At 69.2% G+C, this 20,816-nt stretch carries 24 protein-coding genes; 8 read left to right on the top strand and 16 right to left on the bottom strand.

All coding sequences use genetic code 11. The annotated features are described in order from the left end of the window. Positions 1-221: 221 nt before the first annotated feature. The gene (locus tag ACIGNX_RS24060; protein ID WP_396542935.1) at positions 222-860 is read right to left on the bottom strand and encodes a LysE family translocator; all 639 of its coding nucleotides are present in this window, start codon (positions 858-860) and stop codon (positions 222-224) included. Between the two features lie 25 nt (positions 861-885). Then, positions 886-1,620 (bottom strand): 3-keto-5-aminohexanoate cleavage protein, encoded by a 735-nt coding sequence (locus ACIGNX_RS24055; RefSeq protein ID WP_396542934.1) that lies wholly within the window; start codon positions 1,618-1,620, stop codon positions 886-888. Between the two features lie 26 nt (positions 1,621-1,646). On the opposite strand from ACIGNX_RS24055, the gene ACIGNX_RS24050 reads away from it, so the two are divergent. Next, the gene (locus tag ACIGNX_RS24050) at positions 1,647-2,057 is read left to right on the top strand and encodes an SWIM zinc finger domain-containing protein (protein ID WP_396542933.1); all 411 of its coding nucleotides are present in this window, start codon (positions 1,647-1,649) and stop codon (positions 2,055-2,057) included. Here ACIGNX_RS24050 and ACIGNX_RS24045 read toward each other — a convergent pair. Continuing rightward, the gene (locus tag ACIGNX_RS24045) at positions 2,038-2,544 is read right to left on the bottom strand and encodes a GNAT family N-acetyltransferase (RefSeq protein ID WP_396542932.1); all 507 of its coding nucleotides are present in this window, start codon (positions 2,542-2,544) and stop codon (positions 2,038-2,040) included. The two genes, ACIGNX_RS24050 and ACIGNX_RS24045, sit on opposite strands and share 20 nt — an antisense overlap. 66 nt (positions 2,545-2,610) lie before the next feature. On the opposite strand from ACIGNX_RS24045, the gene ACIGNX_RS24040 reads away from it, so the two are divergent. Continuing rightward, positions 2,611-3,063, top strand: a complete 453-nt coding sequence (locus ACIGNX_RS24040; protein WP_396542931.1) for a protein-tyrosine phosphatase family protein — start codon at positions 2,611-2,613, stop codon at positions 3,061-3,063. A gap of 9 nt (positions 3,064-3,072) precedes the next feature. On the opposite strand, the gene ligA is transcribed toward ACIGNX_RS24040, so the two are convergent. The 5 genes from ligA to ACIGNX_RS24015 are packed head-to-tail and all read right to left on the bottom strand — an operon-like array spanning position 3,073 to position 9,371. Next, positions 3,073-5,346 (bottom strand): NAD-dependent DNA ligase LigA, encoded by a 2,274-nt coding sequence (ligA, locus tag ACIGNX_RS24035; RefSeq protein ID WP_396542930.1) that lies wholly within the window; start codon positions 5,344-5,346, stop codon positions 3,073-3,075. A gap of 31 nt (positions 5,347-5,377) precedes the next feature. Continuing rightward, a complete protein-coding gene (locus ACIGNX_RS24030) occupies positions 5,378-6,028 on the bottom strand; it encodes a hypothetical protein (RefSeq protein WP_396542929.1) in 651 nt (216 codons plus the stop codon). A 55-nt stretch (positions 6,029-6,083) separates the two neighbouring features. Further along, entirely contained in the window at positions 6,084-6,830 is a 747-nt protein-coding gene (locus ACIGNX_RS24025; RefSeq protein WP_396542928.1) for a succinate dehydrogenase/fumarate reductase iron-sulfur subunit, read from the bottom strand. Further along, positions 6,827-8,740, bottom strand: coding sequence for a fumarate reductase/succinate dehydrogenase flavoprotein subunit (locus ACIGNX_RS24020; RefSeq protein WP_396542927.1), 1,914 nt, complete (start codon positions 8,738-8,740; stop codon positions 6,827-6,829). Before ACIGNX_RS24020 ends, ACIGNX_RS24025 begins: the two co-directional genes overlap by 4 nt. A gap of 1 nt (position 8,741) precedes the next feature. Then, on the bottom strand, positions 8,742-9,371 hold the full coding sequence (locus ACIGNX_RS24015) for a succinate dehydrogenase cytochrome b subunit (protein WP_396542926.1): 630 nt from the start codon (positions 9,369-9,371) through the stop codon (positions 8,742-8,744). A gap of 72 nt (positions 9,372-9,443) precedes the next feature. Here ACIGNX_RS24015 and ACIGNX_RS24010 point away from each other — a divergent pair, with 72 nt between their 5' ends. Both ACIGNX_RS24010 and ACIGNX_RS24005 read left to right on the top strand, forming a co-directional pair. Next, positions 9,444-10,349: a LysR family transcriptional regulator gene (locus ACIGNX_RS24010; protein ID WP_396542925.1), complete on the top strand. Its 906-nt coding sequence runs from the start codon at positions 9,444-9,446 to the stop codon at positions 10,347-10,349. Positions 10,350-10,360: 11 nt separating this feature from the next. Continuing rightward, entirely contained in the window at positions 10,361-10,864 is a 504-nt protein-coding gene (locus ACIGNX_RS24005; RefSeq protein ID WP_396542924.1) for a GNAT family N-acetyltransferase, read from the top strand. A gap of 3 nt (positions 10,865-10,867) precedes the next feature. Here ACIGNX_RS24005 and ACIGNX_RS24000 read toward each other — a convergent pair whose 3' ends face one another. Next, the gene (locus tag ACIGNX_RS24000) at positions 10,868-11,878 is read right to left on the bottom strand and encodes a methionine synthase (protein WP_396542923.1); all 1,011 of its coding nucleotides are present in this window, start codon (positions 11,876-11,878) and stop codon (positions 10,868-10,870) included. A gap of 208 nt (positions 11,879-12,086) precedes the next feature. On the opposite strand from ACIGNX_RS24000, the gene ACIGNX_RS23995 reads away from it, so the two are divergent. Next, positions 12,087-13,481, top strand: coding sequence for a cellulose binding domain-containing protein (locus tag ACIGNX_RS23995; RefSeq protein WP_396542922.1), 1,395 nt, complete (start codon positions 12,087-12,089; stop codon positions 13,479-13,481). Between the two features lie 73 nt (positions 13,482-13,554). On the opposite strand, the gene ACIGNX_RS23990 is transcribed toward ACIGNX_RS23995, so the two are convergent. The 4 genes from ACIGNX_RS23990 to ACIGNX_RS23975 form a co-directional block, all read right to left on the bottom strand. Then, a complete protein-coding gene (locus tag ACIGNX_RS23990; protein ID WP_396542921.1) occupies positions 13,555-13,755 on the bottom strand; it encodes a transcriptional regulator in 201 nt (66 codons plus the stop codon). 71 nt (positions 13,756-13,826) lie between these two features. Next, entirely contained in the window at positions 13,827-14,114 is a 288-nt protein-coding gene (locus tag ACIGNX_RS23985) for an AMED_5909 family protein (protein ID WP_396542920.1), read from the bottom strand. Then, positions 14,114-14,431 carry a hypothetical protein gene (locus ACIGNX_RS23980; RefSeq protein WP_396542919.1) on the bottom strand — a complete coding sequence of 106 codons (318 nt, stop codon included), beginning with the start codon at positions 14,429-14,431 and terminating at the stop codon, positions 14,114-14,116. The genes ACIGNX_RS23985 and ACIGNX_RS23980 overlap by 1 nt, the downstream gene beginning before the upstream one ends. 3 nt (positions 14,432-14,434) lie before the next feature. Continuing rightward, a complete protein-coding gene (locus ACIGNX_RS23975; RefSeq protein ID WP_396542918.1) occupies positions 14,435-14,893 on the bottom strand; it encodes a hypothetical protein in 459 nt (152 codons plus the stop codon). A gap of 197 nt (positions 14,894-15,090) precedes the next feature. Here ACIGNX_RS23975 and ACIGNX_RS23970 point away from each other — a divergent pair, with 197 nt between their 5' ends. Both ACIGNX_RS23970 and ACIGNX_RS23965 read left to right on the top strand, forming a co-directional pair. After that, the gene (locus ACIGNX_RS23970) at positions 15,091-15,978 is read left to right on the top strand and encodes a DUF5919 domain-containing protein (RefSeq protein ID WP_396542917.1); all 888 of its coding nucleotides are present in this window, start codon (positions 15,091-15,093) and stop codon (positions 15,976-15,978) included. Beyond that, positions 15,975-16,772: an inositol monophosphatase family protein gene (locus tag ACIGNX_RS23965; RefSeq protein WP_396542916.1), complete on the top strand. Its 798-nt coding sequence runs from the start codon at positions 15,975-15,977 to the stop codon at positions 16,770-16,772. The genes ACIGNX_RS23970 and ACIGNX_RS23965 overlap by 4 nt, the downstream gene beginning before the upstream one ends. A 12-nt stretch (positions 16,773-16,784) precedes the next feature. Here ACIGNX_RS23965 and ACIGNX_RS23960 read toward each other — a convergent pair whose 3' ends face one another. Continuing rightward, entirely contained in the window at positions 16,785-17,447 is a 663-nt protein-coding gene (locus ACIGNX_RS23960; RefSeq protein ID WP_396542915.1) for a hypothetical protein, read from the bottom strand. 275 nt (positions 17,448-17,722) lie between these two features. Further along, positions 17,723-18,796, bottom strand: a complete 1,074-nt coding sequence (locus tag ACIGNX_RS23955; RefSeq protein WP_396542914.1) for a DUF262 domain-containing protein — start codon at positions 18,794-18,796, stop codon at positions 17,723-17,725. Between the two features lie 724 nt (positions 18,797-19,520). Here ACIGNX_RS23955 and cutA point away from each other — a divergent pair. Then, positions 19,521-19,847, top strand: a complete 327-nt coding sequence (gene cutA, locus ACIGNX_RS23950; protein WP_396542913.1) for a divalent-cation tolerance protein CutA — start codon at positions 19,521-19,523, stop codon at positions 19,845-19,847. Here cutA and ACIGNX_RS23945 read toward each other — a convergent pair. Further along, positions 19,831-20,814: a hypothetical protein gene (locus tag ACIGNX_RS23945; protein WP_396542912.1), complete on the bottom strand. Its 984-nt coding sequence runs from the start codon at positions 20,812-20,814 to the stop codon at positions 19,831-19,833. The genes cutA and ACIGNX_RS23945 overlap by 17 nt on opposite strands. Between the last annotated feature and the right edge of the window lie 2 nt (positions 20,815-20,816).

The raw sequence follows: 20,816 nt of genomic DNA, 5'->3' as shown, positions 1-20,816 counted from the left end.
CCTCAGCGAACTCCCGACCGTCATCCGCATCGTCACCAGCCTCGAGCACTACCGCCTCGGCTGGTGACACTTCTGAATAACGCCCCTACGTTCAGGCACCCCGAGTTCAACGCTCACGCCGGCCGAGGGGTGGTCGAGCGTTGAACTCACGGGTCCTGGACGTAGGACTCTCGCGCTCTGAATGTAGGACTCTCGCGGGCTGGAGGTAGGACTCTCGCGGGTCAGGGGGTGCGGGTGGTGGTGGCGACGGTGACGCCCAGGCCGATCATGGCCAGGCCGCCCGCGCCGCCCACCAGGGCCAGGCGGCGCGGGGAGCGGGCGAACCAGTCGCGCGCGGTGGCGGCGGCGAGGCCCCACGCGCTGTCGCACGTGACGGCGATGAGGTTGAACACCAGCCCGAGCAGGAGCATCTGGACCGCCACGCCGCCCTGCGCCCGGTCCACGAACTGCGGCAGCACGGCGGCGAAGAACACGATCGTCTTCGGGTTCGCCACCCCGACCGCGAACCCCTCCCACAACGTCCGCAGCCCACCGCGCGCCGCACCACCCCCGGCGAACGCCGCGGGCAACGCCCCCCGCTGCCGCACCGCCTTCACCCCCAGGTACACCAGGTACGCGGCACCCACGAGCTTCAACGCCGTGAACACCACCGCCGAACGCTCCACGACCGCCCCGACGCCGAACGCCACGGCGACCACGAGCGCGTACGCGCCCAACGTGTTCCCCAGCACCGTGACCAACGCGGCACGGCGGCCCTGCGCCAGCGCCCGGCCGACCACGAACAGCACGCTCGGCCCGGGGATCACGATCAACAGCAACGACACCGCCGCGAAGGCGATGAGCCGGTCGGTAGTCACCATGGCTCACCGAACCACGCGCCACGCCCTAGCTACCAGCGCTTTTCCCCGCCCCCGCCCCCGCCAACCGCACGAGCTGCGCGTTGTCGACGGCGACCAGGCCGTCACGGGTGGTGAGCGTGTCCTCAAGGCCGATCCGCGTGTCGAGCCCGCGCGCCACGGCGAGGTCCAGCACCGGCCAGGCGCTGTCGTCCTCGCCGTGCAGCAGCACCGGCACCCCGAGCGGAGCGAGCAGCTCCAGCAGCCGCTCCGCCTCGCGCACGGTCTCCCCCGGCCGCACCTCCGCCAGCACCCGCACGGTCCCCTCGGGCACGCCGGCGTCCAGCAGCACCCGCGCCGCCTCCGCGTGGAACACCCCCAGCTCGACGCCGACACCGGCCTCGCGCGCCGCCGCGGCCACGCCGAGCCACCCGTCCTCGTGGACGTTGACCGACGCGAAGTCCGGCCGACCGGCCGCCAGCCCCGCCCACCCGCGCACCAGCTCCGCCCGCCGCACCGGGTCCGGCACGATCCACGCGCCGGTCGTCACGCCGATCCCCGCGCCCGGCACCGCGGCCCGCACCACGGACACCGCCGTCGCCACCTCCGGGCCCGCCAGCACCTCCAGGCCGACCACGTCGCGCGGGTGCAGGTGGAACGACGTCACGCCCAGCTCGGCGCACGCCGCGGCCTCGGCCGCCAACTGCTGCGGGGTGATCGGGACACCGGGGTGGCCGCCCGGCTCGCGGGCGCCGTTCAGACAAGCCTGGAGCACGCGACCCACCGAACCACACGGTGTTGGATACCGCCATGCCGACGCTGACCCCAGCCCTGCTGCGCCACCACGCGGGCGCGAAGTCGTACTGGCGCGGGCTGACCTACCGGGACTCCGTGGTGGAGCTGGCCGTGCGCTCGCGGCACGTCGAGGGCGTCGTCGTGGGCGCGGCGGAGTACCGGGTGACGTTGGAGTGGCTCGACACCCGCCTCGCGGGCGCGTGCACGTGCCCGTACGGCTCGCAGGGCTTCTTCTGCAAGCACTGCGTGGCGGTCGGCCTGGTGCTGCTGGAGCGGGGCCTGACCGTGCCGCCGCCGGACGCGGAGGACGAGGAGCTGCGCGTCCGCCTCGCCGAGCTGGACCACGCGACGCTGGTGGAGCTGCTCTACGACCGGGCCGCGCGGGACCGGTCGCTGCGCGACGAGATCATGCGAGTTCGAGGCTGAACCCGAGCGCGGTCACGTCCACCCCCGGCACCGGCTGCCAGTCGCGCTCGGGCAGCCGCCGGAAGCCCAGCCGCCGGTAGAGCCGGTGCGCGGTGGTCATGTGCTCGGAGCTGCTCATCACCAGCCGCCGCGCGCCCAGTTCCCGCGCCCGGGCGATCACCGCCCGCACCAGCGCCTCGCCGACGCCGCGCCCGCGTGCCGACGGGCTGACCGCGAGCATCCGGAACTCCACCTCGCCGTCCCGGCTGACCTCGGCGTACGGGGTGCCGGGCCGCACCACCGTGACGGTGCCGAGCACGGTGTTCTCGGCGTCCACGGCCACCAGCAGCTCCGCCTCCCGGGCCCGGGTGCGGGCGTCGACCAGGGTGTCGGCGTACCCGCCGGTGTGGCTGTCGATGTGGCGGTCGGCCCGGTAGGCGGCCACCGTGATCTCGCCCGCCACCGCCAGCTCCTCTTCCCGAACGACCCTGACCACGAGGTCGGCCATCTGGTTCCCCCTCCACGTCGGCACGGTCCCCGATTGTCGTCCACGCGGCTGCGCGATGATGGGGTCATGACGTTGCCCGGTGCCATCGAACTGCCCGACGGCGCGCTCGTCCGCGGTCGCGGGTGGCGCAACCCCACGCCCGAGGGCACGCCCGACTACGCGCTGTACCTCGGTTCACCGAAGATGCGACGCGCCGTGATGGCCCGTCCGGACGCCCCGTCGTGGCCGCACGAGTGGGTCGACTGGCCGGACTTCCGGTTGCCCCGGTCGCCGGAGGTCGCCGTGCCGCTGATCCGGGACCTGCACGCCCGGGCGCTGGCCGGGGAGCGGGTGGAGGTCGCGTGCGGTGGCGGGATCGGCCGCACCGGCACGGTGATCGCGTGCCTGGCGGTGCTGGCGGGCGTACCGGCGGGCGAGGCCGTGGCCTGGACGCGGACCCACTACCACCGGCGCGCGGTGGAGACGCCGTGGCAGAAGCGGTGGGTGGCGCGCTTCCCGCACGTCACCTCCGCGCGGTGACGCCTCCCCTCACGCGCCGGTAGCCGGCTCGCCCACTCCCGGCTCGCCCGCACCCGAGTCGGCCACGCCCGAGTCCGTCGCCCCCGAATCGGCCACCTCCGAATCGGCCACGCCCGAATCGGCCACCCCCGGCTCGGCCTCCGGATCGGCCTCCGGGGGTTCGGCGACGGTGGCGACCGCGGCGGCGGCTTCCGGGCCCTCGGCCAGCAGGACCCGGAAGCCCGCCTCGTCGAGCACCGGGACCTTCAGCTGCACGGCCTTGTCCGCCTTCGACCCCGGCGACTCCCCCACCACCACGAACGCCGTCTTCTTCGACACCGCACCCACCGCCTTGCCACCGCGCGACAGGATCGCCTCCTTCGCCTCGTCCCGCGAGAACGTCTCCAGCGAGCCGGTCACCACGATCGACAACCCCTCCAGGTTGCGCGGCACCGAGGTGTCCCGCTCCTCCGCCGTGCGGACGCCGGCGGCCCGCCACTTCGCCACGATCGCCTGCCGCCACGGCGTCCCCACCCACTCCCGCACGGCCGCGGCGATGGTCGGACCGACCCCCTCGGCGGCGGCCAGCTCCTCCTCCGTGGCACCGGTGATCCGCTCCAGCGAGCCGAACTCGCGCGCCAGCGCCCGCGCTGCCGTCGGGCCCACGTGCCGGATGGACAGGGCGACCAGCACCCTCCACAGTGGACGCTCCTTGGCCGCCTCCAGGTTGTCCAGCAGCTTCACCGCGTTCGCGGTCAGCTCGCCGTCCTTGGTGCGGAACAGCTCGATCCCCAGCAGCTCGTCCGCGCCGAGCGAGAACAGGTCGCCCTCGTCGCCGTACACCGGCGACTCGACCAGGGCCGCCGCCGCCTCGAACCCCAGCACCTCGACGTCCAGCGCCGCCCTCGACGCGAGGTAGGCCAGCCGCTCGCGCAGCTGACCCGGACACCCCGCCGCGTTGGGGCAGCGGATGTCCACGTCCCCCTCCTTCATCGGGCGCAGCGCGTGGCCGCACTCGGGGCACGTCAGCGGCATCTCGAACTCGCGCGCGTCGGCCGGGCGGGCGTCGACGACCGGCCCGAGCACCTCGGGGATCACGTCACCGGCCTTGCGGATCACGATGCGGTCGCCGATCAGCACGCCCTTGCGCCGCACCTCGCTCGCGTTGTGCAGCGTGGCGCGGGCCACCGTGGAACCGGCCACCTTCACCGGCTCCATCACCGCGAACGGCGTCACCCGGCCCGTGCGGCCGACCTGCACCTTGATGTCCAGCAGGGTGGTCGTCGCCTCCTCCGGCGGGTACTTGAACGCGATCGCCCACCGCGGCGCGCGGGACGTGCTGCCCAGCCGCCGTTGCAGCGCCACCTCGTCCACCTTGACCACCACGCCGTCGATCTCGTGCACGGCGTCGTGCCGGTGCTCGCCCCAGTACGCGACGTGCCCGGCGATCTCGTCGAACGTCGTCAGCACCCTCGTGTGCGGCGACACCGGCAGCCCCCACGCGCGCAGCGCCTCGTACGCCCCGGACTGCCGGCTCAGCTCGAAGCCCTCGCGCTTGCCCAGGCCGTGGCAGATCAGCCGCAGCCGGCGCGACGCCGTCACCTTCGGGTCCTTCTGCCGCAACGACCCGGCGGCGGTGTTGCGCGGGTTGGCGAACGGCGGCTTGCCCGCCTCCACCAGCCGCGCGTTCAGCTCCAGGAAGTCCTCGACCGCGAAGAACACCTCGCCGCGCACCTCGACCAGCGCGGGCACCGGGTGCTCGGCGGTGCCCGTCAGCACCTCCGGCACGTCCCGCAGCGTCCGCACGTTGAGCGTGACGTCCTCGCCGGTCCGCCCGTCACCGCGGGTCAGCGCCCGGACCAGCCGCCCGTGCTCGTAGAGGAGGTTGACCGCCAGGCCGTCGATCTTCAGCTCGCACAGGAAGTGCTCGTCGGGCCCGATCTCCTTGCGCACCCGCTCGAACCACGCCTCCAGCTCCTCGGTCGAGAAGGCGTTGTCGAGGCTGAGCATCCGCTCCAGGTGGTCGACCGCCGTGAACTCGGTCGAGAACGTGCCGCCGACGCGCTGGGTCGGCGAGTCGGGCGTGGCGAGCCCCGGGTGCTCCCGCTCCAGCGCCTCCAGCTCCCGCAGCAACGCGTCGAACTCGCCGTCACTGATCGTCGGCGAGTCGAGCACGTAGTAGCGGAACTGGTGCCCGCGCACCTCCTCGGCCAGCGCGCCGTGCCGCTCGCGCACGTCGGCGGGCACGTCCTCGACGCCCTCGGCGGGGACCTGGGCCGGGTTCAACGGGTCTTCGCTGGTCACGGCATGAGCGTAACCAGGGGGTCCGACATTCTCAGGAGGGCTCCCCCGCCATCCCGCGAACCAGGTCGCGCAGCTCCAGCAGGCCGATCGCGCCCTCCGGCTCGGCGGACGCCGTCTCCACCCGACCGAGCCGTTCACCGGCCAGGCGCTCACCGAGCGTGACGTCCAGGGGCAGGAACGTCATGGTCTGCCGGGCCGCGTCATCCAGTTCGGCGAACGCGGGGTGGTAGACGGCGACGTCCACCAGGCCGTCCGAGACCCGGGCGACCACGCGCACGTCGGCCAGCCCGATGCGCCGGGCCCCGAGGTTGACGGTGACCAGCGTCGGGTCCGGCACGGGCGGCACCGAGTCGTGGTACTCCCAGATCACGTCCTCCGGCGGCGCGGCCCCGATCCAGGCGTCGGTGTAGGGCCGCAGCCTCGGGTCCTCCCGGCTGGTGACGACCAGGGCGTAGATCGCGCGGTGCCCGCGTTCGAGGGAGAACTCCAGGTCGGGGTGCACGGCCGCGACCAGCGCGCCCAGCGCGCCCTCGACCCGGTGCGGTTCGCCGTCGCCCAGCGCCGCGCTGACCTCCGGCAGCAGCTCGAACCACGCCTGCCAGAACGCGGCCGCGGCCTCGGCCGGGTTGGGCAGGTGGACGGGCACGGGCTCGGGCCCGGTGCGGCGGCGGAACCAGCTCATGGCCCCATTGAACTACGGCGGCACGCCACCGCGCCGGGTCTCGCGGCGGGCGCGGCTACCTGTCGCCGCGGGTGGTGTGGGCGCGCAGCAGGTCGGCGTTCAAGCGGGCGATGGTCGTCAACGGGATGCCCTTGGGGCACACCGCCGTGCACTCGCCGGTGTTCGTGCAGCCGCCGAAGCCCGACGCGTCGTGCTCGGCGACCATGTCCCGCGCCCGCGAGTACCGCTCCGGCTGCCCTTGCGGCAGCACGCCCAGGTGCGTGGCCTTGGCCGCCGTGAACAGCATGGCCGACCCGTTCGGGCACGCCGCCACGCACGCCCCGCAGCCGATGCACGCCGCCGCCTCGAACGCCGTGTCCGCGTCGGGCTTGGGCACGGGGATCGCGTGCGCGTCCGGAGCGGACCCCGTCGGCACGCTCACGTACCCGCCCGCCGCCACGATCCGGTCGAGCGCCGACCGGTCCACCACCAGGTCCCGCACCACGGGGAACGGCTCGGCCCGCCACGGCTCCACGGTCAGCACGTCGCCGTCGCGGAAGTGCCGCAGGTGCAGCTGGCACGCCGTGGTCGCCCGCTCCGGCCCGTGCGCCACCCCGTTGATCACCACCCCGCACGCGCCGCAGATGCCCTCGCGGCAGTCGTGGTCGAACGCGACCGGCTCCCGCCCGTCGGTGATCAGGCGTTCGTTGAGCACGTCGAGCGCCTCCAGGAACGACATGTCGGGCGACAGGCCGTCCACCGGGTACTCCACCAACCGCCCGGTCGCGCCGCTCTGCCGCCAGATCCGCAGGGTCAGTTTCACGAGTAGCTCCGGGTGCTCGGGGTGACGTGCTCGAAGACCAGTTCTTCCTTGTGCAGCACGGGCGGTCGGCCCACGCCCGTGTACTCCCACGCGGCCACGTAGGAGTAGTTCGCGTCGTCCCGCAACGCCTCGCCGTCCGGGGTCCGGCTCTCCGACCGGAAGTGGCCGCCGCACGACTCGGCGCGGTGCAGGGCGTCCACGCACATCAGCTCCGCCAGCTCCAGGAAGTCGGCGACCCGGCCCGCCTTCTCCAGCTCCTGGTTCAGCCGCGCCCCGTCGCCGGGCACCCTGACCCGCTGCCAGAACTCCTCCCGCAGCGCCGGGATGCGCTCCAGCGCCTCGCGCAGCCCGGCCTCGTCGCGCTCCATGCCGCACTCGTCCCACATCAGCCGGCCCAGCTCCCGGTGGAACGACTCGACCGTGCGGTCACCGGCCACGGCCAGCAGCGTCTTCACCCGGCCGCGCACCTCCGACACCGTGTCGGCGACGGCGGGGTGGCCCTCGTCCACCGGGTCGAACGGCGCGTCGGCCAGGTAGTCCCCGATCACGCCGGGCAGCACGAAGTAACCGTCCGCCAGGCCCTGCATCAACGCCGACGCGCCCAGCCGGTTCGCGCCGTGGTCGGAGAAGTTCGCCTCGCCGATCACGTACAGGCCGGGGATGGTGGAGCGCAGGTCGTAGTCGACCCACAGCCCGCCCATCGTGTAGTGCACGGCCGGGTAGATGCGCATCGGCGTCCGGTACGGGTCGTCGCCGGTGATGCGCTGGTACATCTCGAACAGGTTGCCGTAGCGCTGCTCGACGGCGGGCGCGCCGAGGCGGGCGACGGCGTCGGCGAAGTCCAGGTACACGCCCCGCTTCTCGTCGGAGATGTTCTTCGCCGCGCGGGAGGCGATGTCGCGGGGCACCAGGTTGCCGAAGCTCGGGTACATGCGCTCCAGGAAGTAGTCCCGGTCGGCCTCGGGGACGTCGTTGGGCGCACGGGTGTCGTGGGGGTCGCGCGGCACCCACACGCGGCCGTCGTTGCGCAGGGACTCGCTCATCAGCGTCAGCTTCGACTGGTGGTCACCGCTGATCGGGATGCACGTCGGGTGGATCTGGGTGAAGCACGGGTTCGCGAACAGCGCGCCGCGCCGGTGCGCCCGCCAGATCGCGGTGGCGTTGCAGCCCTTGGCGTTCGTGGAGAGGTGGAAGACGTTGCCGTAGCCGCCGGTGGCGAGCACGACGGCGTCCGCGAAGTGCGTGGACACCGCGCCCGTGACGAGGTCGCGCACGACGATCCCGCGCGCCCGCCCGTCCACCACGATCAGGTCCAGCATCTCGGTGCGCGGGTGCACCGCGACGCGCCCGGCGGCGACCTGCCGTTCCAGCGCCTGGTAGGCGCCCAGGAGGAGCTGCTGCCCGGTCTGGCCGCGGGCGTAGAACGTGCGGGAGACCTGCGCGCCGCCGAACGACCTGGTGTCCAGCAGGCCGCCGTACTCGCGGGCGAACGGCACGCCCTGCGCCACGCACTGGTCGATGATCTCGACGCTGATCTGCGCCAGCCGGTGCACGTTCGACTCGCGCGAGCGGAAGTCGCCGCCCTTGACCGTGTCGTAGAACAGGCGGTGCACGCTGTCGCCGTCGTTGCGGTAATTCTTGGCCGCGTTGATGCCGCCCTGCGCGGCGATGCTGTGGGCGCGGCGCGGGCTGTCCTGGTAGCAGAACGACTCGACCCGGTAGCCCAGCTCGCCCAGCGTCGCCGCGGCCGAGCCGCCCGCGAGGCCGGTGCCCACCACGATGACCCGGCGGTTGCGCCGGTTCGCGGGGTTGACCAGCCGGGCGGAGAAGCGGCGGCGGTCCCAGCGGGTCTCGATCGGCCCGGTGGGGACGCGCCGGTCGGAGATCGGGGCGCCTTCGGTGTAGCGCATGTCAGCTCACCAATCCGGTGACAACGGCGAAGGGGACGGACAGGAAACCGGCGCAGATCACGACGGCCGCGCCGAGGCCGATCACGCGCGAGGTGGCGACGCCGAGCGTCCGGGTGGCGCTCCACACGCCGTGGCGGACGTGGAAGCCCAGTGCCAGCACGGCGACCGCGTACGCCAGCACCACGTACCAGTGCCGGAAGTCGGCGACCACGTTGGCGTGGATCTCGCCGGGCACGCCGTTCGGGTTGAGCCACCCCGCGGTGAGGTCGAGCAGGTGGTAGACCACGAACAGGGCGATGATCACCCCGCCCCACCGCATGGTCCGCGCCGCGTAACCGCCCTGGACGCGCCTGCGGTGCTCGTAGCGGCCCCTGGCCCGGCGGGCCCGCGCGGTGAGCTGGTAGGCGGCGAGGAAGTGCAGCGCCACGCAGACCAGCAGCGCGACCCTGGTCGGCCAGACCACGCCGACCTCGCGCAACCAGCGGCCGTAGCCGTCGATCGCGCCGGGCCCGGAGAAGATCGTGAGGTTGCCGAGCATGTGCACGACGACGTAGAGCAGCAGCACGGCGCCGGTGACCGCCATGACGGCCTTCTTGCCGACGGTCGTGCGGTAGAGCGCGATCGTGTCCACGTCGCCGACGCTAGGAACGCGGGTGACGAGTCGTCCAATACATCGTGAACTGCTTGACGATAGCCTGGGGCTATGACGCTGCAGCAGCTCGCGTACTTCCTGGCAGTGGCCCGGACGCGGCACTTCACCAGGGCGGCGGAGGAGGTGCGTGTGGCGCAGCCCTCACTGTCCAAGCAGATCCACGCGCTGGAGCGGGAGCTGGGTGCGGAGCTGTTCAGCCGGGCGCGCGGCAACGTCGCGCTGACGCCCGCGGGCGAGGCGCTGCTGCCCGTGGCGGCGCGCATCCTGTCCGATGTGGACACGGCCAGGCTGGAGGTGGCCGAGCTGGTCGGGCTGCGGCGGGGCCGGGTGCGGGTGGGCGCGACGCCCAGCCTGTGCGGCAGCCTGTTCGCCGACGTGATCAAGCGGTACCACGACGCGTACCCCGGCATCCAGGTGTCGGTGACCGAGGGGGGCTCGCGCGACCTCGTGGCGGCGCTGGAGGCGGGGCAGCTGGACCTGGCGCTGGTGATCGTGTCGCCCGCGGACGCCGACCGGGCGCTGACCGTCGTGCCGGTGCTGCGGGAGGAGCTGGTGGTGGCGTCGGCGTCCCCGCTGGGCGTGCCGCGGATGCCTGTGACGGACCTGCGCGAGCGGCCGCTGGTCATGTTCCGGCCCGGGTACGACCTGCGGGAGACGACGTTGGCGGCGTGCCGGCAGGCGGGGTTCGAGCCGCGGTTCGCGGTGGAGGGCGGCGAGATGGACGCCGTGCTGCGGTTCGTGGAGGTCGGGCTGGGCGTGGCGATCGTGCCGAGCACGGTGCTCGCGGCCCGGTCGCTGCACGGCACGCCGCTGACCCCGTCGACCACGCGGACCGTGGCGCTGGCGCACCGGACGGACGTGGCGCCCACGTCGGCCGGTCGGGCGTTCCGCGGCGTGCTGCTGGAGTTCCTGCGGGAGGCGGAAATGCCTTCGGGGGTTCACCTGGTCGGGACCTAGGCTGCGCAACCGTGCTGATCCGACGCGAGACCGCCGCCGACGTGCGGGCCATCCACGACGTCACCGAGGCCGCGTTCGCGGCACAGCCGCGCGGGGAGGTGCGGCTGGTCGGCGAGCTGCGGGCGGACCCGGGGTGGATCCCGGCGCTGTCCCTGGTCGCCGAGGTGGGTGGCGAGGTGGTCGGGCACGTCGTGTGCACCCGCGGCGCGGTGGGCGACGCGCCCGCGCTGGGCCTGGGGCCGTTGAGCGTCCTGCCCGCGCACCAGCGTTCGGGCGTCGGCAAGGCCCTGATGCACGCCGTGCTGGGCGCGGCGGACGCGTTGGACGAGCCGGTCGTCATCCTGCTGGGTGACCCGCGCTACTACTCGCGCTTCGGCTTCGTGCCGGCGTCGACCTACGGCATCACCCCGCCGGACCCGGCCTGGGAGCCGTACTTCCAGGCCCGCGCCCTCACCGCGCACACCCCGGATTTGACCGGCCCGTTCCGCTACGCCGCCCCGTTCAGCGAGCTCTGACCGTCACCAGCCCTCGGGCGGCTCCGCGAACGCCTTGCCCAGGTCCCGGGTCAGCGCCAGCGCCCGCCGCACCCACTTCCCGCTCGCGCCGGCCAGGCCGCACGTCGGCGTCGGCACCGCGTGGGTGGCCAGGACCGAGCGCGGGAAGCCCAGCCGGTCGACCAGCTCCAGCGCCGGGCGGGCCAGTGACTTCAGCGTCGGCGGCACGGCCGGGTCGGTGCTCGGCGCGAGGCCGAGGAACAGCTGGGCCTTGTCCTCCCACGCCTCGCCGACCTCGTCCCACATCGTCTCGTCCAGGGCCGTGACGTCGAAGGAGACGGCCCGCGCGCCGGCCTGGCGCAGGAGCGCCACGGGCGGGTTCGGCGCGCAGCAGTGCGCGATCACGTCCGCGTCCAGGCCGTCGATCACGGTGTGCAGCAGGGAGCGCGCCTCCGGCTCCGGCACGGCGGGGACCGTGCCGAGCTTGGAGGGCGTCGGCAGCAGGCCCCGCAGCACGGCGGGCAGCGCCGGCTCGTCCAGCTGCACGACGACCTTCGCGCCGGTGCGCTCGGCGACCTCGGCGACGTGCGCGTTGAGCCCTTCGACCAGCGACTCGGCGAACTCCCGCAGCGCGCCCGGGTCGGTGAGCACGCGGTGGCCGCGCGCCAGCTCGACGCTCGCGGTGAGCGTCCACGGCCCGGCCGCCTGCACCTTCACCACCGGTGGCGGCGCGGGCTCGGCCGCCTCCTCGAACGCGTCGAGGTCGCGGCGCAGCAGGTCCACCGCCCGCCGGTGGTCCCTACCGGGGTGCGCGCTGGTCCGGTAGCCGGACGGGACGACCTCGACGGGCAGGTCGACCAGGAGCGCGGCGGTGCGGCCGATCATGTCCGCGCCGACACCGCGTCGGGGCAGTTCGGGCAGGTGGGGAAGGTCGGGGAGTTCGCCGAGGACGATCCTGGCGGCCTCCAGCGGGTCGGTTCCGGGCAGCGAGCCGAGGCCGGTGGCGGCGCCGGCGGACCAAGGGAGGGCATCCACCGCAACAGTCTCCCACCACGCCCGCTCGGCCGTTCGGGACAGAAAAGGTCTAGACCCATTGACGATGTGGTCCAGTCCACCTACGGTCACCATGTCGGTGCCGACAGTGGTCAGGGGCACCGCCACGAACGTGGTGTGGGGGCGTGCCGCGCCCCGCGCTCCCACACCACTCCCACCCCGTTATCCCCTGCACGGGAGTAGGTGCCCGATGTCCCGCAAGCGCACGACCCTGGCCGCCGTGGCGGCCGGCCTCACGTCGATCGTCACCGCCGGCCTGCTGCTGGCCGCCCCCGCGGGCGCCGCGCCGACGCCCACGGCGGTGTTCAGCCAGGACTCCACGTGGGGTTCGGGCTACCAGGGCAGGTTCACCGTCACGGCCGGGTCGGCCGCGCTGTCCGGGTGGAAGGTCGAGTTCGACCTGCCCGCGGGCACCGCGCCGGGCTCGTACTGGGACGCCGCGCTGACCAGCAGCGGCTCGCACCACACGTTCACCAACCGCGAGTACAACGGCACCCTGGCGGCGGGCGCGTCCACGTCGTTCGGGTTCCTGGTGAACGGCCCCGGCGTGCCCGCCAACTGCAAGCTGAACGGCCAACCCTGCACGGGCGGCACCACCACCACGACGTCGACTTCGACCACCACGTCGACTTCGACTTCGACCACCACCACCACTACCACCACCACCACTACCACCACCACCACTTCGACTTCCGACCAGCCACCGCTGCCGGGCAGCCTGAAGTCCGCGCCGTACGTGGACATCACGATGCCGACGCCGTCGCTGGAGTCGGTCGCCCGGGCCACCGGCCAGAAGGTGTTCACGCTCGCCTTCGCGCTCGCCGACAGCAGCGGCTGCAACCCGGCGTGGGGCGGCACGATCCCGTTGAACGACAGCCGGATCGTCAACGACGTGAAGGCGTTGAAGGCGCTCGGCGGTGACGTGATCGTGGCGACCGGTGGTGCCGCCGGGCCGTACCTGGAGTACTCGTGCGGCACGGCGGACGCGCTGCTGGCGGCGTACAAGAAGGTGCTGGACGCCGTGGGCAGCAACCACCTGGACGTGGACGTCGAGGCGTCCATCCCGCACGACCTGGTGAACACGGCGTTGAAGCGCCTGCAGACCGAGCGCGGGACGTCGATCAGCTACACGATGCGCGTGCAGGGCGACGACTACGGCATGGACCCGTACTCGGTGCAGATCCTGCAGAACGCGGCGGCCAAGGGCCTGACCGTGCTGGTGAACCCGATGACGATGGAGTTCGGCTCGTCCCGGTCCGACTGGGGTGACGCCGTCATCGCCGCGGCCGAGAGCAGCCTGCGGCAGATGAAGCAGATCTGGCCCGCCAAGTCGGACGCGGAGCTGAAGCGCCTGCTCGGCGTGACCCCGATGATCGGCCGCAACTACAACGGCAAGGTGTTCACCCAGGCTCACGCGCGGAAGTTGGTGGCGTGGGCCAACACGAACCGGATCGGCCTGCTGGGCTTCTGGTCGGTGGGTCGGGACAACGGGAGCTGCGCGGGCGGCGGCATCTCGCCGACGTGCAGCAGCATCAGCCAGTCGCAGTACGAGTTCACCACCATCTTCAAGGGCTTCACCGCCTGACCCTGCGCGACCCTGCGGACGGAACGCCCGGCTCACGTCGTTGAGCCGGGCGTTCCCCCGTCCCAGCGTCCGGTCACAGGCCCTCGACTATCTCGAACAGTTCCTTGAAGCTCGCAGGCGCGAACGTCACCAACGCGCCGGCGATGAAGGCCGCATCGGGCTCCAACTCACCGTCCATCACCTGGCAGAGGGTCGAGCGGTGGACCCTAATCGCCTGCGCCAGCGCGTCGACCGAGCTGACCCCGGCCAGCCGCATGTACCGGTCGAACGTCACCACTCGCACCTTGACCGTGTAGCACCTCGCTCTTGGCGGGCGCGGGCTCTGCGACGTCATCTCCCTTTGGGTCATGAGGCAGCCCCATCGTCCTCGGCGACACTGGAGTCGGGCGTCTCCGCGATCGCCTCGCTCCTCTCACGCTCTCGCTTCGCCCAGTACAGCGCTTCGTGGTGATGGCCGCGATCAACCTCGGCGACGCGGGCGTACACCTGTGCCGACCGCAAGTAGAACCCGCGCCACCGCGACGGCGCGGCATCAGGTGACGGCACCAAGCCGCCAAGCACCTCATGCGCCTCTTTCAACGTGGTCGCGCTCATCGCCACCGCCCACCGATCAAGCTTCTTCGGTTGCGCCATCACTGACCACCGCTCTCGACCGGCACTTGGCCGTGATGAGCGCCAACAGCCCGGTCGCCACTCGCAATACGCTCGTTGACGTCGGCCTGGTGGTCGAACGTCTCGGCCGCGTGCAGCGCCGCCGCCTTGGCCCACCACGGCGTGCTCTCCAACGCCGCGAGCTGCCGCCACAACCACGCCACCCGCCGATAGGCAGGCGCGATCCGAGCCGCAGCCGCCGGATCATCGGCAGCGACGTACCGGTTCGCCTCGTGCGCCTCCGTGTAGGCCCGGTACGCCGCCTGCCACTGCACGACCAACTGCTGAAGATCGGTCATGGCTCACGCCGCCTTGGCGTCGGCGCTGCCCGGCTTACTCCCGGCCGGAGCCGAACCGGCCGTCCACCTCACCGCCCGGAACCCGGTCGTCCGGAAGACGAACGACTGGTATTTGAACTTCCCGTTGCCCGCGACCCGCGGCTCGGCCGTCAGCCCTTCCAACTCCACCGGCCGCATCCCCGACAACACTTCACCCGTGGTCGGCAACGGCTGAACGTCTGCCAGCAACGTGATCTCGAAGCTCTTGCGCTTGGCGTTGGGCTCGTGCGGATCGGTGACCGTGACCTTCCACTGCCTCTTACCGGTCGCCTCGTCCACCCGTTGAAGCACCGGCCGACCGGCCGCCCTCTCATGCCGCGTCTGGTACTCCCTGTCCGGCATGACCTCCCCGACCATCACCAGGCCCTGAGGGAACGCGTCATCGAACGAGACGGGGAACCGGTACCCCTTGCTGATCGCCATCGGCTTCACTCCTCTGACAGGTGCCGCTGTCTCGCGGCTTGCCCATCCAGATTCGGTGGCCAATGGTCCCGTCCCGGGTCCGCAGCGGTCTCACCTGCCGCGTCCGGGCCGCGTGTCGATCTCAAGTTGTCTCATCTTAGTCTCGTCTCAGTGCTAGCCTCGCGCCACCCGCACACGTGGGGGGGGGGGGAGACCACATGGCCACAGAGTCGACCCTTTTGAGAGTCCTGCTCCGACAACGCCACATGCAGGGCTACCGCACCTTCTGCAAGGAGTACGACCGCATCGCCAAGCAGCTCGACACCGACCTGATCGGCCACTACCCCAGCAAGGCCCAGTTCTACCGCTGGCTGTCCGGCGACCTACTCGGCCTGCCCTACGCCGACCACTGCCGCATCCTCGAAAAGATGTTCCCCGGCTGGACCGCCGAACAACTCCTGTCCCCACACGAGGGCGACACGGACAGCCTCGTCACGCCGCGCCAGCGTCCCGCGGCTTCCACCCACCCGGTACCGCGCCCGGTCCAGATGCCCCAACAGGCCCGCCTGGCCGACGTCACCGCCGTCTATCCCAGCCGGACCGAGTTCCTGCACAACGTCACCCCCCGCGACCTGTTCGAAGGCGCGAAGACGATCGACATCGCGGGCCTGTCCCTCAACGTCCTGTGCCAGCAGTACTCCGACAAGGCCCTCTTGGACTCGATCGAGACCGGCACCTCCATCAGAGCCCTCTTCCTCGACCCCAACGGCCACAACATCACCGCCCGCGAACACGAAGAGGGCCTACCCGAAGGCCACCTCTCCATGCTCACCCGTCTCAACATCGAAGCCCTACGCCGAGTCGGTGCCAAGGTCTCACCGGATGCACGCGACCAGCTCCACATCCGCGTCTACGACGAACCGCTCCGCTACAACATCCTCATCACCGACCAAGCGAAGTGCGTCGTCCAGCCCTACTTGCCCGACGCCCGAGGGGTCGAGTCCCCTACGCTCGTGATCGAGAAGGACGACGCGACACCCGGCCTGTTCGCCACCTTTTCCCAGGTGTTCGATTCTATGTGGAACCGCGCAAAGGAGCCCGCGTGAAGCGACCACTCGACCAACTGGCCGAGATCGCCCGGACGGCTGTAGGCATCGGCAATGATCTCATCAAAAACGCCCGCCCACAAAAAGTTTCCGAGAAAGCAGACCGAGACACGTACACCGATGTAGACGTGCGAATCGAGCGCAGAATCCGAAGTTTCTTGGCCGATACAACTCCAGACATTGATTTCCTAGGTGAGGAGGAGGGTCACAGTAGTCAGACTACCGATAGTAAACACTTCTGGGCACTTGACCCAATCGACGGGACCGCGAACTTCACACATGACCTGCCGTTTGCGGCAGTACAAATATCGTTGATAATTGAAGACAGTCCGGTAGTAGCGGCCGTAGCGCTACCATTCTGGAATAAAATTTATTGGGCCACTAGCGGAGGGGGCGCTTACGCGAACGGAGAGCCAATTCGTGTGAGTACTACTACCCAAACGAGGAAGGCAATAGTATCGATTGGCGATTACGCTGTAGGCGACGGTGCCCAGGAAAAAAATAAAAAGCGACTAGCGGTTACGGGAAAACTTGCTCACCAAGTCGAGCGGATCCGGATGTTCGGGTCGGCAGCACACGATTTCGTTTGGCTCGCCGAAGGCCGACTCGATGGTGTCATTATCCTCTCGAATCAAATCGTTGACGTTGCCGCCGGTGCATTGATCGCAAAAGAAGCGGGAGGTGCCATTCTCGACAGTTCAGGAAACCAATACTCCACATCGTCAATTGATGTAGTGGCTGCCGGACCTAATCTGATCGAGGCCATGCTATCTATCGCGAAGACCTCGGAGTAGTTCTTAGTCCTACTAGACATCTGTAGGCAACCACGCTATCGGTAGCAGCTTTCCGTTTCTCTCAACGATCGCTTCATGCCCTGCAAGAGCTCGATTGAAGGCGATTTTCCAAGCTTCCGCGTGCTCAGAGTGAATTTTCACTGCACGCGTTCCACCCTCACGGATCTCGGAATATCGCGCACCTGTAATATCGATAAAACGGAGCTTGATTTGCGATGCGATCGATATCTTGCCCTTCAGGATGTCATCGTTACCGACACGCAGCAGGCGAGCAGCCCTACTAGCGAGGATATCGAAGCTTGCCGCAATGGCCATCCCAAGGTCGCAGAATGATACTAGATCTAGCGGTTGCACGTCGGCTTGCGGGCTATGTGCCGCTCTATTTCGCTTCAAAAGCGCCTGATCATACGACTCTTTCAACGCAAGAGATCCAAAACCGCACCTTGCGGCAATACTTGACATCTCACTCCAAGGGTTAAGTACGTTCATTTTCGCCAGCATTCCGGAAATTTCAGTACTCGATATATTCGAACCATCGTACCCGAGGCTATATTTACTCAATTGCAAAGCCCCGCCCGCCGTGCTTGCGACATCGGCAGCAACTTGCTGGAGCAAAGCGAAGTGATCCTGACCTGTTCGCTTCAATTGAGCGGCGCGCAATTGTACAGCTTTCATCGCCCCTAGCGTAACCGATTCCCGCAATGCGTCTGGCAAGTCATTGAAGTGGACAGTGGTGCGACTAATGTATGCCAGCAATTCACCGATTCTATTTCGCAAAAAGTCTTCAAGTGACGTGAAAGCGACGACCATTAGGCCGTTTCGAAGAAGTCTTGCGCGTCGATTATGATCTACGTCACTAAGAACTCTATCAATTAGCAATGCTTGTGCCGAGGAGTCTCTAACCGTATTGAGACGCTCAATCAAGGCATGCCGGGACGGCGAACTGACACTCACTCGGCAACCGCCCTCAGAACGTGATACATGCTTTCAATACGATAGGAAACCCTTGACGAGGTATTGGTCGAAGATCGAACCGCAGTATCGAATGCCGGATCACTGAATAGTGATTTTGTTGCTTCTACCGCTTCTTCCTTGCGTGCCAATAGACTATCTAGCTGAGGTTCATCCAGTCGGTCGATCGCGATCATCTGGGCGTCGTAGATAGCTGCTAGTACTTGATCGCGCCAAGAGTGACCAACCGATCGCTTGAACGCATAGTTGCCCCAGATCTCTTGACTTGCGCCGATCGATCGATCGAATGCGTTTTCGAACGATCGAATCTCCACATCACTGGCGTATTGGTGCATCGCCATAAAGGCGTCCATCGATCGACTGAAGCTTCCCGTGAAGTTCATCCATGAGTTTCGAAGTGTGAAAAAGCGAAGAACGTACTCGACGTCAGTCATATTCTGGTATGCAGGCGACCGATTATCTTTGATCTTCAATTGCTTACGAAGGAACGGGTGCACCGAGAGCCTTACAAGAAGATCGTTTAGCGGTCCGTGATACAGAACGTTACGGACTTCTTGGGAATTCAAAGGCTGGCCGCCGGTATTCAAGCGGTGGAAAACTTCATACTTAGTGTTACGGTCAGATTGACGAAGAATCGTGATGGCACGGATGTAGGGCCTCACGGTGAGAGCATTTCTAAGTTGTTCAGGAAGATCCTTGAAGCGCATCCCCTCGACTTCCCTGAATCGTGATAGGTGTGAAAGCGAGAACCTATTACGCATGTACTCATGAATTGACGTGATACGCTGCTTGCCGTCGATGACGGAATACCGTCCGAACTCTTCTTCCGACAAGTAAACCGGAGGTACCGGGATATTTAGAAGGAATGACTCAATGAGGGCGGACTGACGCGCAATATCCCACCGCTCACGACGTTGAAAAAGGGGTGCGATATCGATCGCATCACTACCTACCATATTTGCAACGGTTTCAAGTGATAGGTCAGATGCTTGCAAAACAAGTGCGTTCTGCGCTTGTTCAAAGCGGTAACTGACTTCCTTGTCACGCGACACTTGAGTGCTCCTACGGTCATCATTGAAGGTACGTATCTTCGCACACGAATGGCGCTGAGCAACTGAATGACACGAATGTTGCAGAACTGCGCTCTATGGGATCAAGGCGCGCCGCCTGCGGCGGCGCGCAGTGCTGGGCGGCGCACGTTGGCACCGACTCCCCGCATCCCGGCACGCCGGGCTCCCGCTTCGCTCCGCCCGTCGGCCGTGCGCGGAGTCGGTGCACGTGGTCGGGTGACGGCGCGCCACAACAGACGCCAGAACCACGAGCTGCCAGCGGCACAGGTCGGGACGATCGCGCGGTCACGAGGCCCGGTCGGGCTAGGCGCGGCGATCGGCTGCCGCGACGGCTGCGCCGTCTTGCCATCGAGAAGGTCGACCGGTGACGAGGGCCAGGGCAACGGAAGCGCGAACGGGCGTCACCTCGGCTGGCCATGAGAGGGCTCAGTCGGAGTGACGCCCGTTAATCGCTGATCAACTTCAGGCCGTCTGTGGGCCGTGGGACGTTGAGAAAGGTCGAAATGCGACGGAACGCAACCGGACGCGTCCGGGCTGGTCAGGTGCCATCTGGAGCGCGTAGCCGCAGGTCCGGTCAGGACAGGTGGGAGAACACCACCCTCTTCAAGTGCTTCACGGCCTGATCCTGCGCGACCCCTGCGGACAGAACGCTCGGCTCACAACGTTGAGCCGGGCGTTCCGCCCACTGCGCACTAGCGTGACGGCCATGACCGGCTTCCTCCAGGTGACCACGACAACCGCCGACCGCGAGACGGCCGCGCACTTGGCACGCTCCGCCGTCACCGCCCGACTGGCGGCGAGCGCGCAGGTGTCCGGTCCGGTCACGTCGTTCTTCTGGCACCTGGGTGAGCAGGGCGAGGGCGAGGAGTGGCAGGTGACGCTCAAGACCACGGCCGAGCGCTACCCCGAGTTGGAGGCGCACCTCCGGCGGGAACACCCGTGGGACAACCCCGAGGTGACCGCCCTGCCCCTCGCCGCCGCCTCCGACGACTACCTCGCCTGGCTGCGTCGAACGGTCAGTCCCGGGCGGTAGTCGGCAGGCCCGCGGCCTCGATCGCACTCGACACCACCGGCAGCGAGCGGTGTGGTCGCAGCCGGTGGACCACCTTCCGGATCTTCTCCGCGGGCCGCACCGATCCCACTCCGCCCGCCAGTCGCGCGGCACGTTCGGTGACGGTCGCGGCCTGTTCCACTTCGCCCGCGTCGAGGTAGGCGTGCGCCAACGACGTCAGGTACATCGCCTTGTCACGGGCATGGGTGTCGTCGTAGCGGTTGAGCACGTCCTCCAGGATCGGCACGGCGCGGAGTGGCCGCCGGAGCTGCGTCCAACACCGTCCGGCCATGATCCGGCTCTCGTCCTCGTCGACCCAGTAGACCCAGTCGGGTTCGGGGCGATCGTCCCGGACGCGCGCGGCCTCGGCCGCCTCCGCCAGGGCGCGGTCCGCCGCGGCGGTGTGGCCGGCGACGGCGTGCGTCCACGCCATGCGCTCCAGCAGCAGTACCCGCACCTTCGGCGTGGCCCACCGCTGCGCGGTGGCGTACGAGGCGCTGGCGGTCGCCACGTCCGGTTTGCCGGCAGTCACCCGCTGGTAGGCGAGGAACGAGAGGGCGTTGCCCGCCAGAGCCGCGTCGTCGGCTTCCCGGGCGGCCGCGAGGCTGGTGGTGTAGTGCCGCTCCGCCACGTCGTGCATCCCGGCGTCGAAGGCCGCCCACCCGGCGAGCTGCGCCTGCTCGGCGATGACCGCCGTGCACGCCTTGCGCACCGCGGTGGTGCAGCCGGCGTCGCGCACGAGCTTCGTGGTCGCCGCCAGCTCGGTGGCGTAGAGGTGGACGGTGTCGGCACCACCGAGGTAGTCGTCCAGGCGGCGAAGCCTGGCGGTGCGCACGAGCATCGTCCGCACGTCGCTCATGCCCAGCCGAGAACCCTCCCCCGACCGCGCGACACCCTGCGAGGGCACCGCCAACCCCGCCATGGCCCCGAGGAACTCCCGCCGCCGCACGT

Origin of the sequence: Actinosynnema sp. NPDC053489 (genome assembly GCF_044544865.1) — a bacterium.
In the GTDB taxonomy this organism is placed as follows: Bacteria; Actinomycetota; Actinomycetes; order Mycobacteriales; family Pseudonocardiaceae; genus Actinosynnema.
Note: the sequence above shows the minus strand (reverse complement) of the source record. Positions and strands in the feature narration are given on the sequence as shown.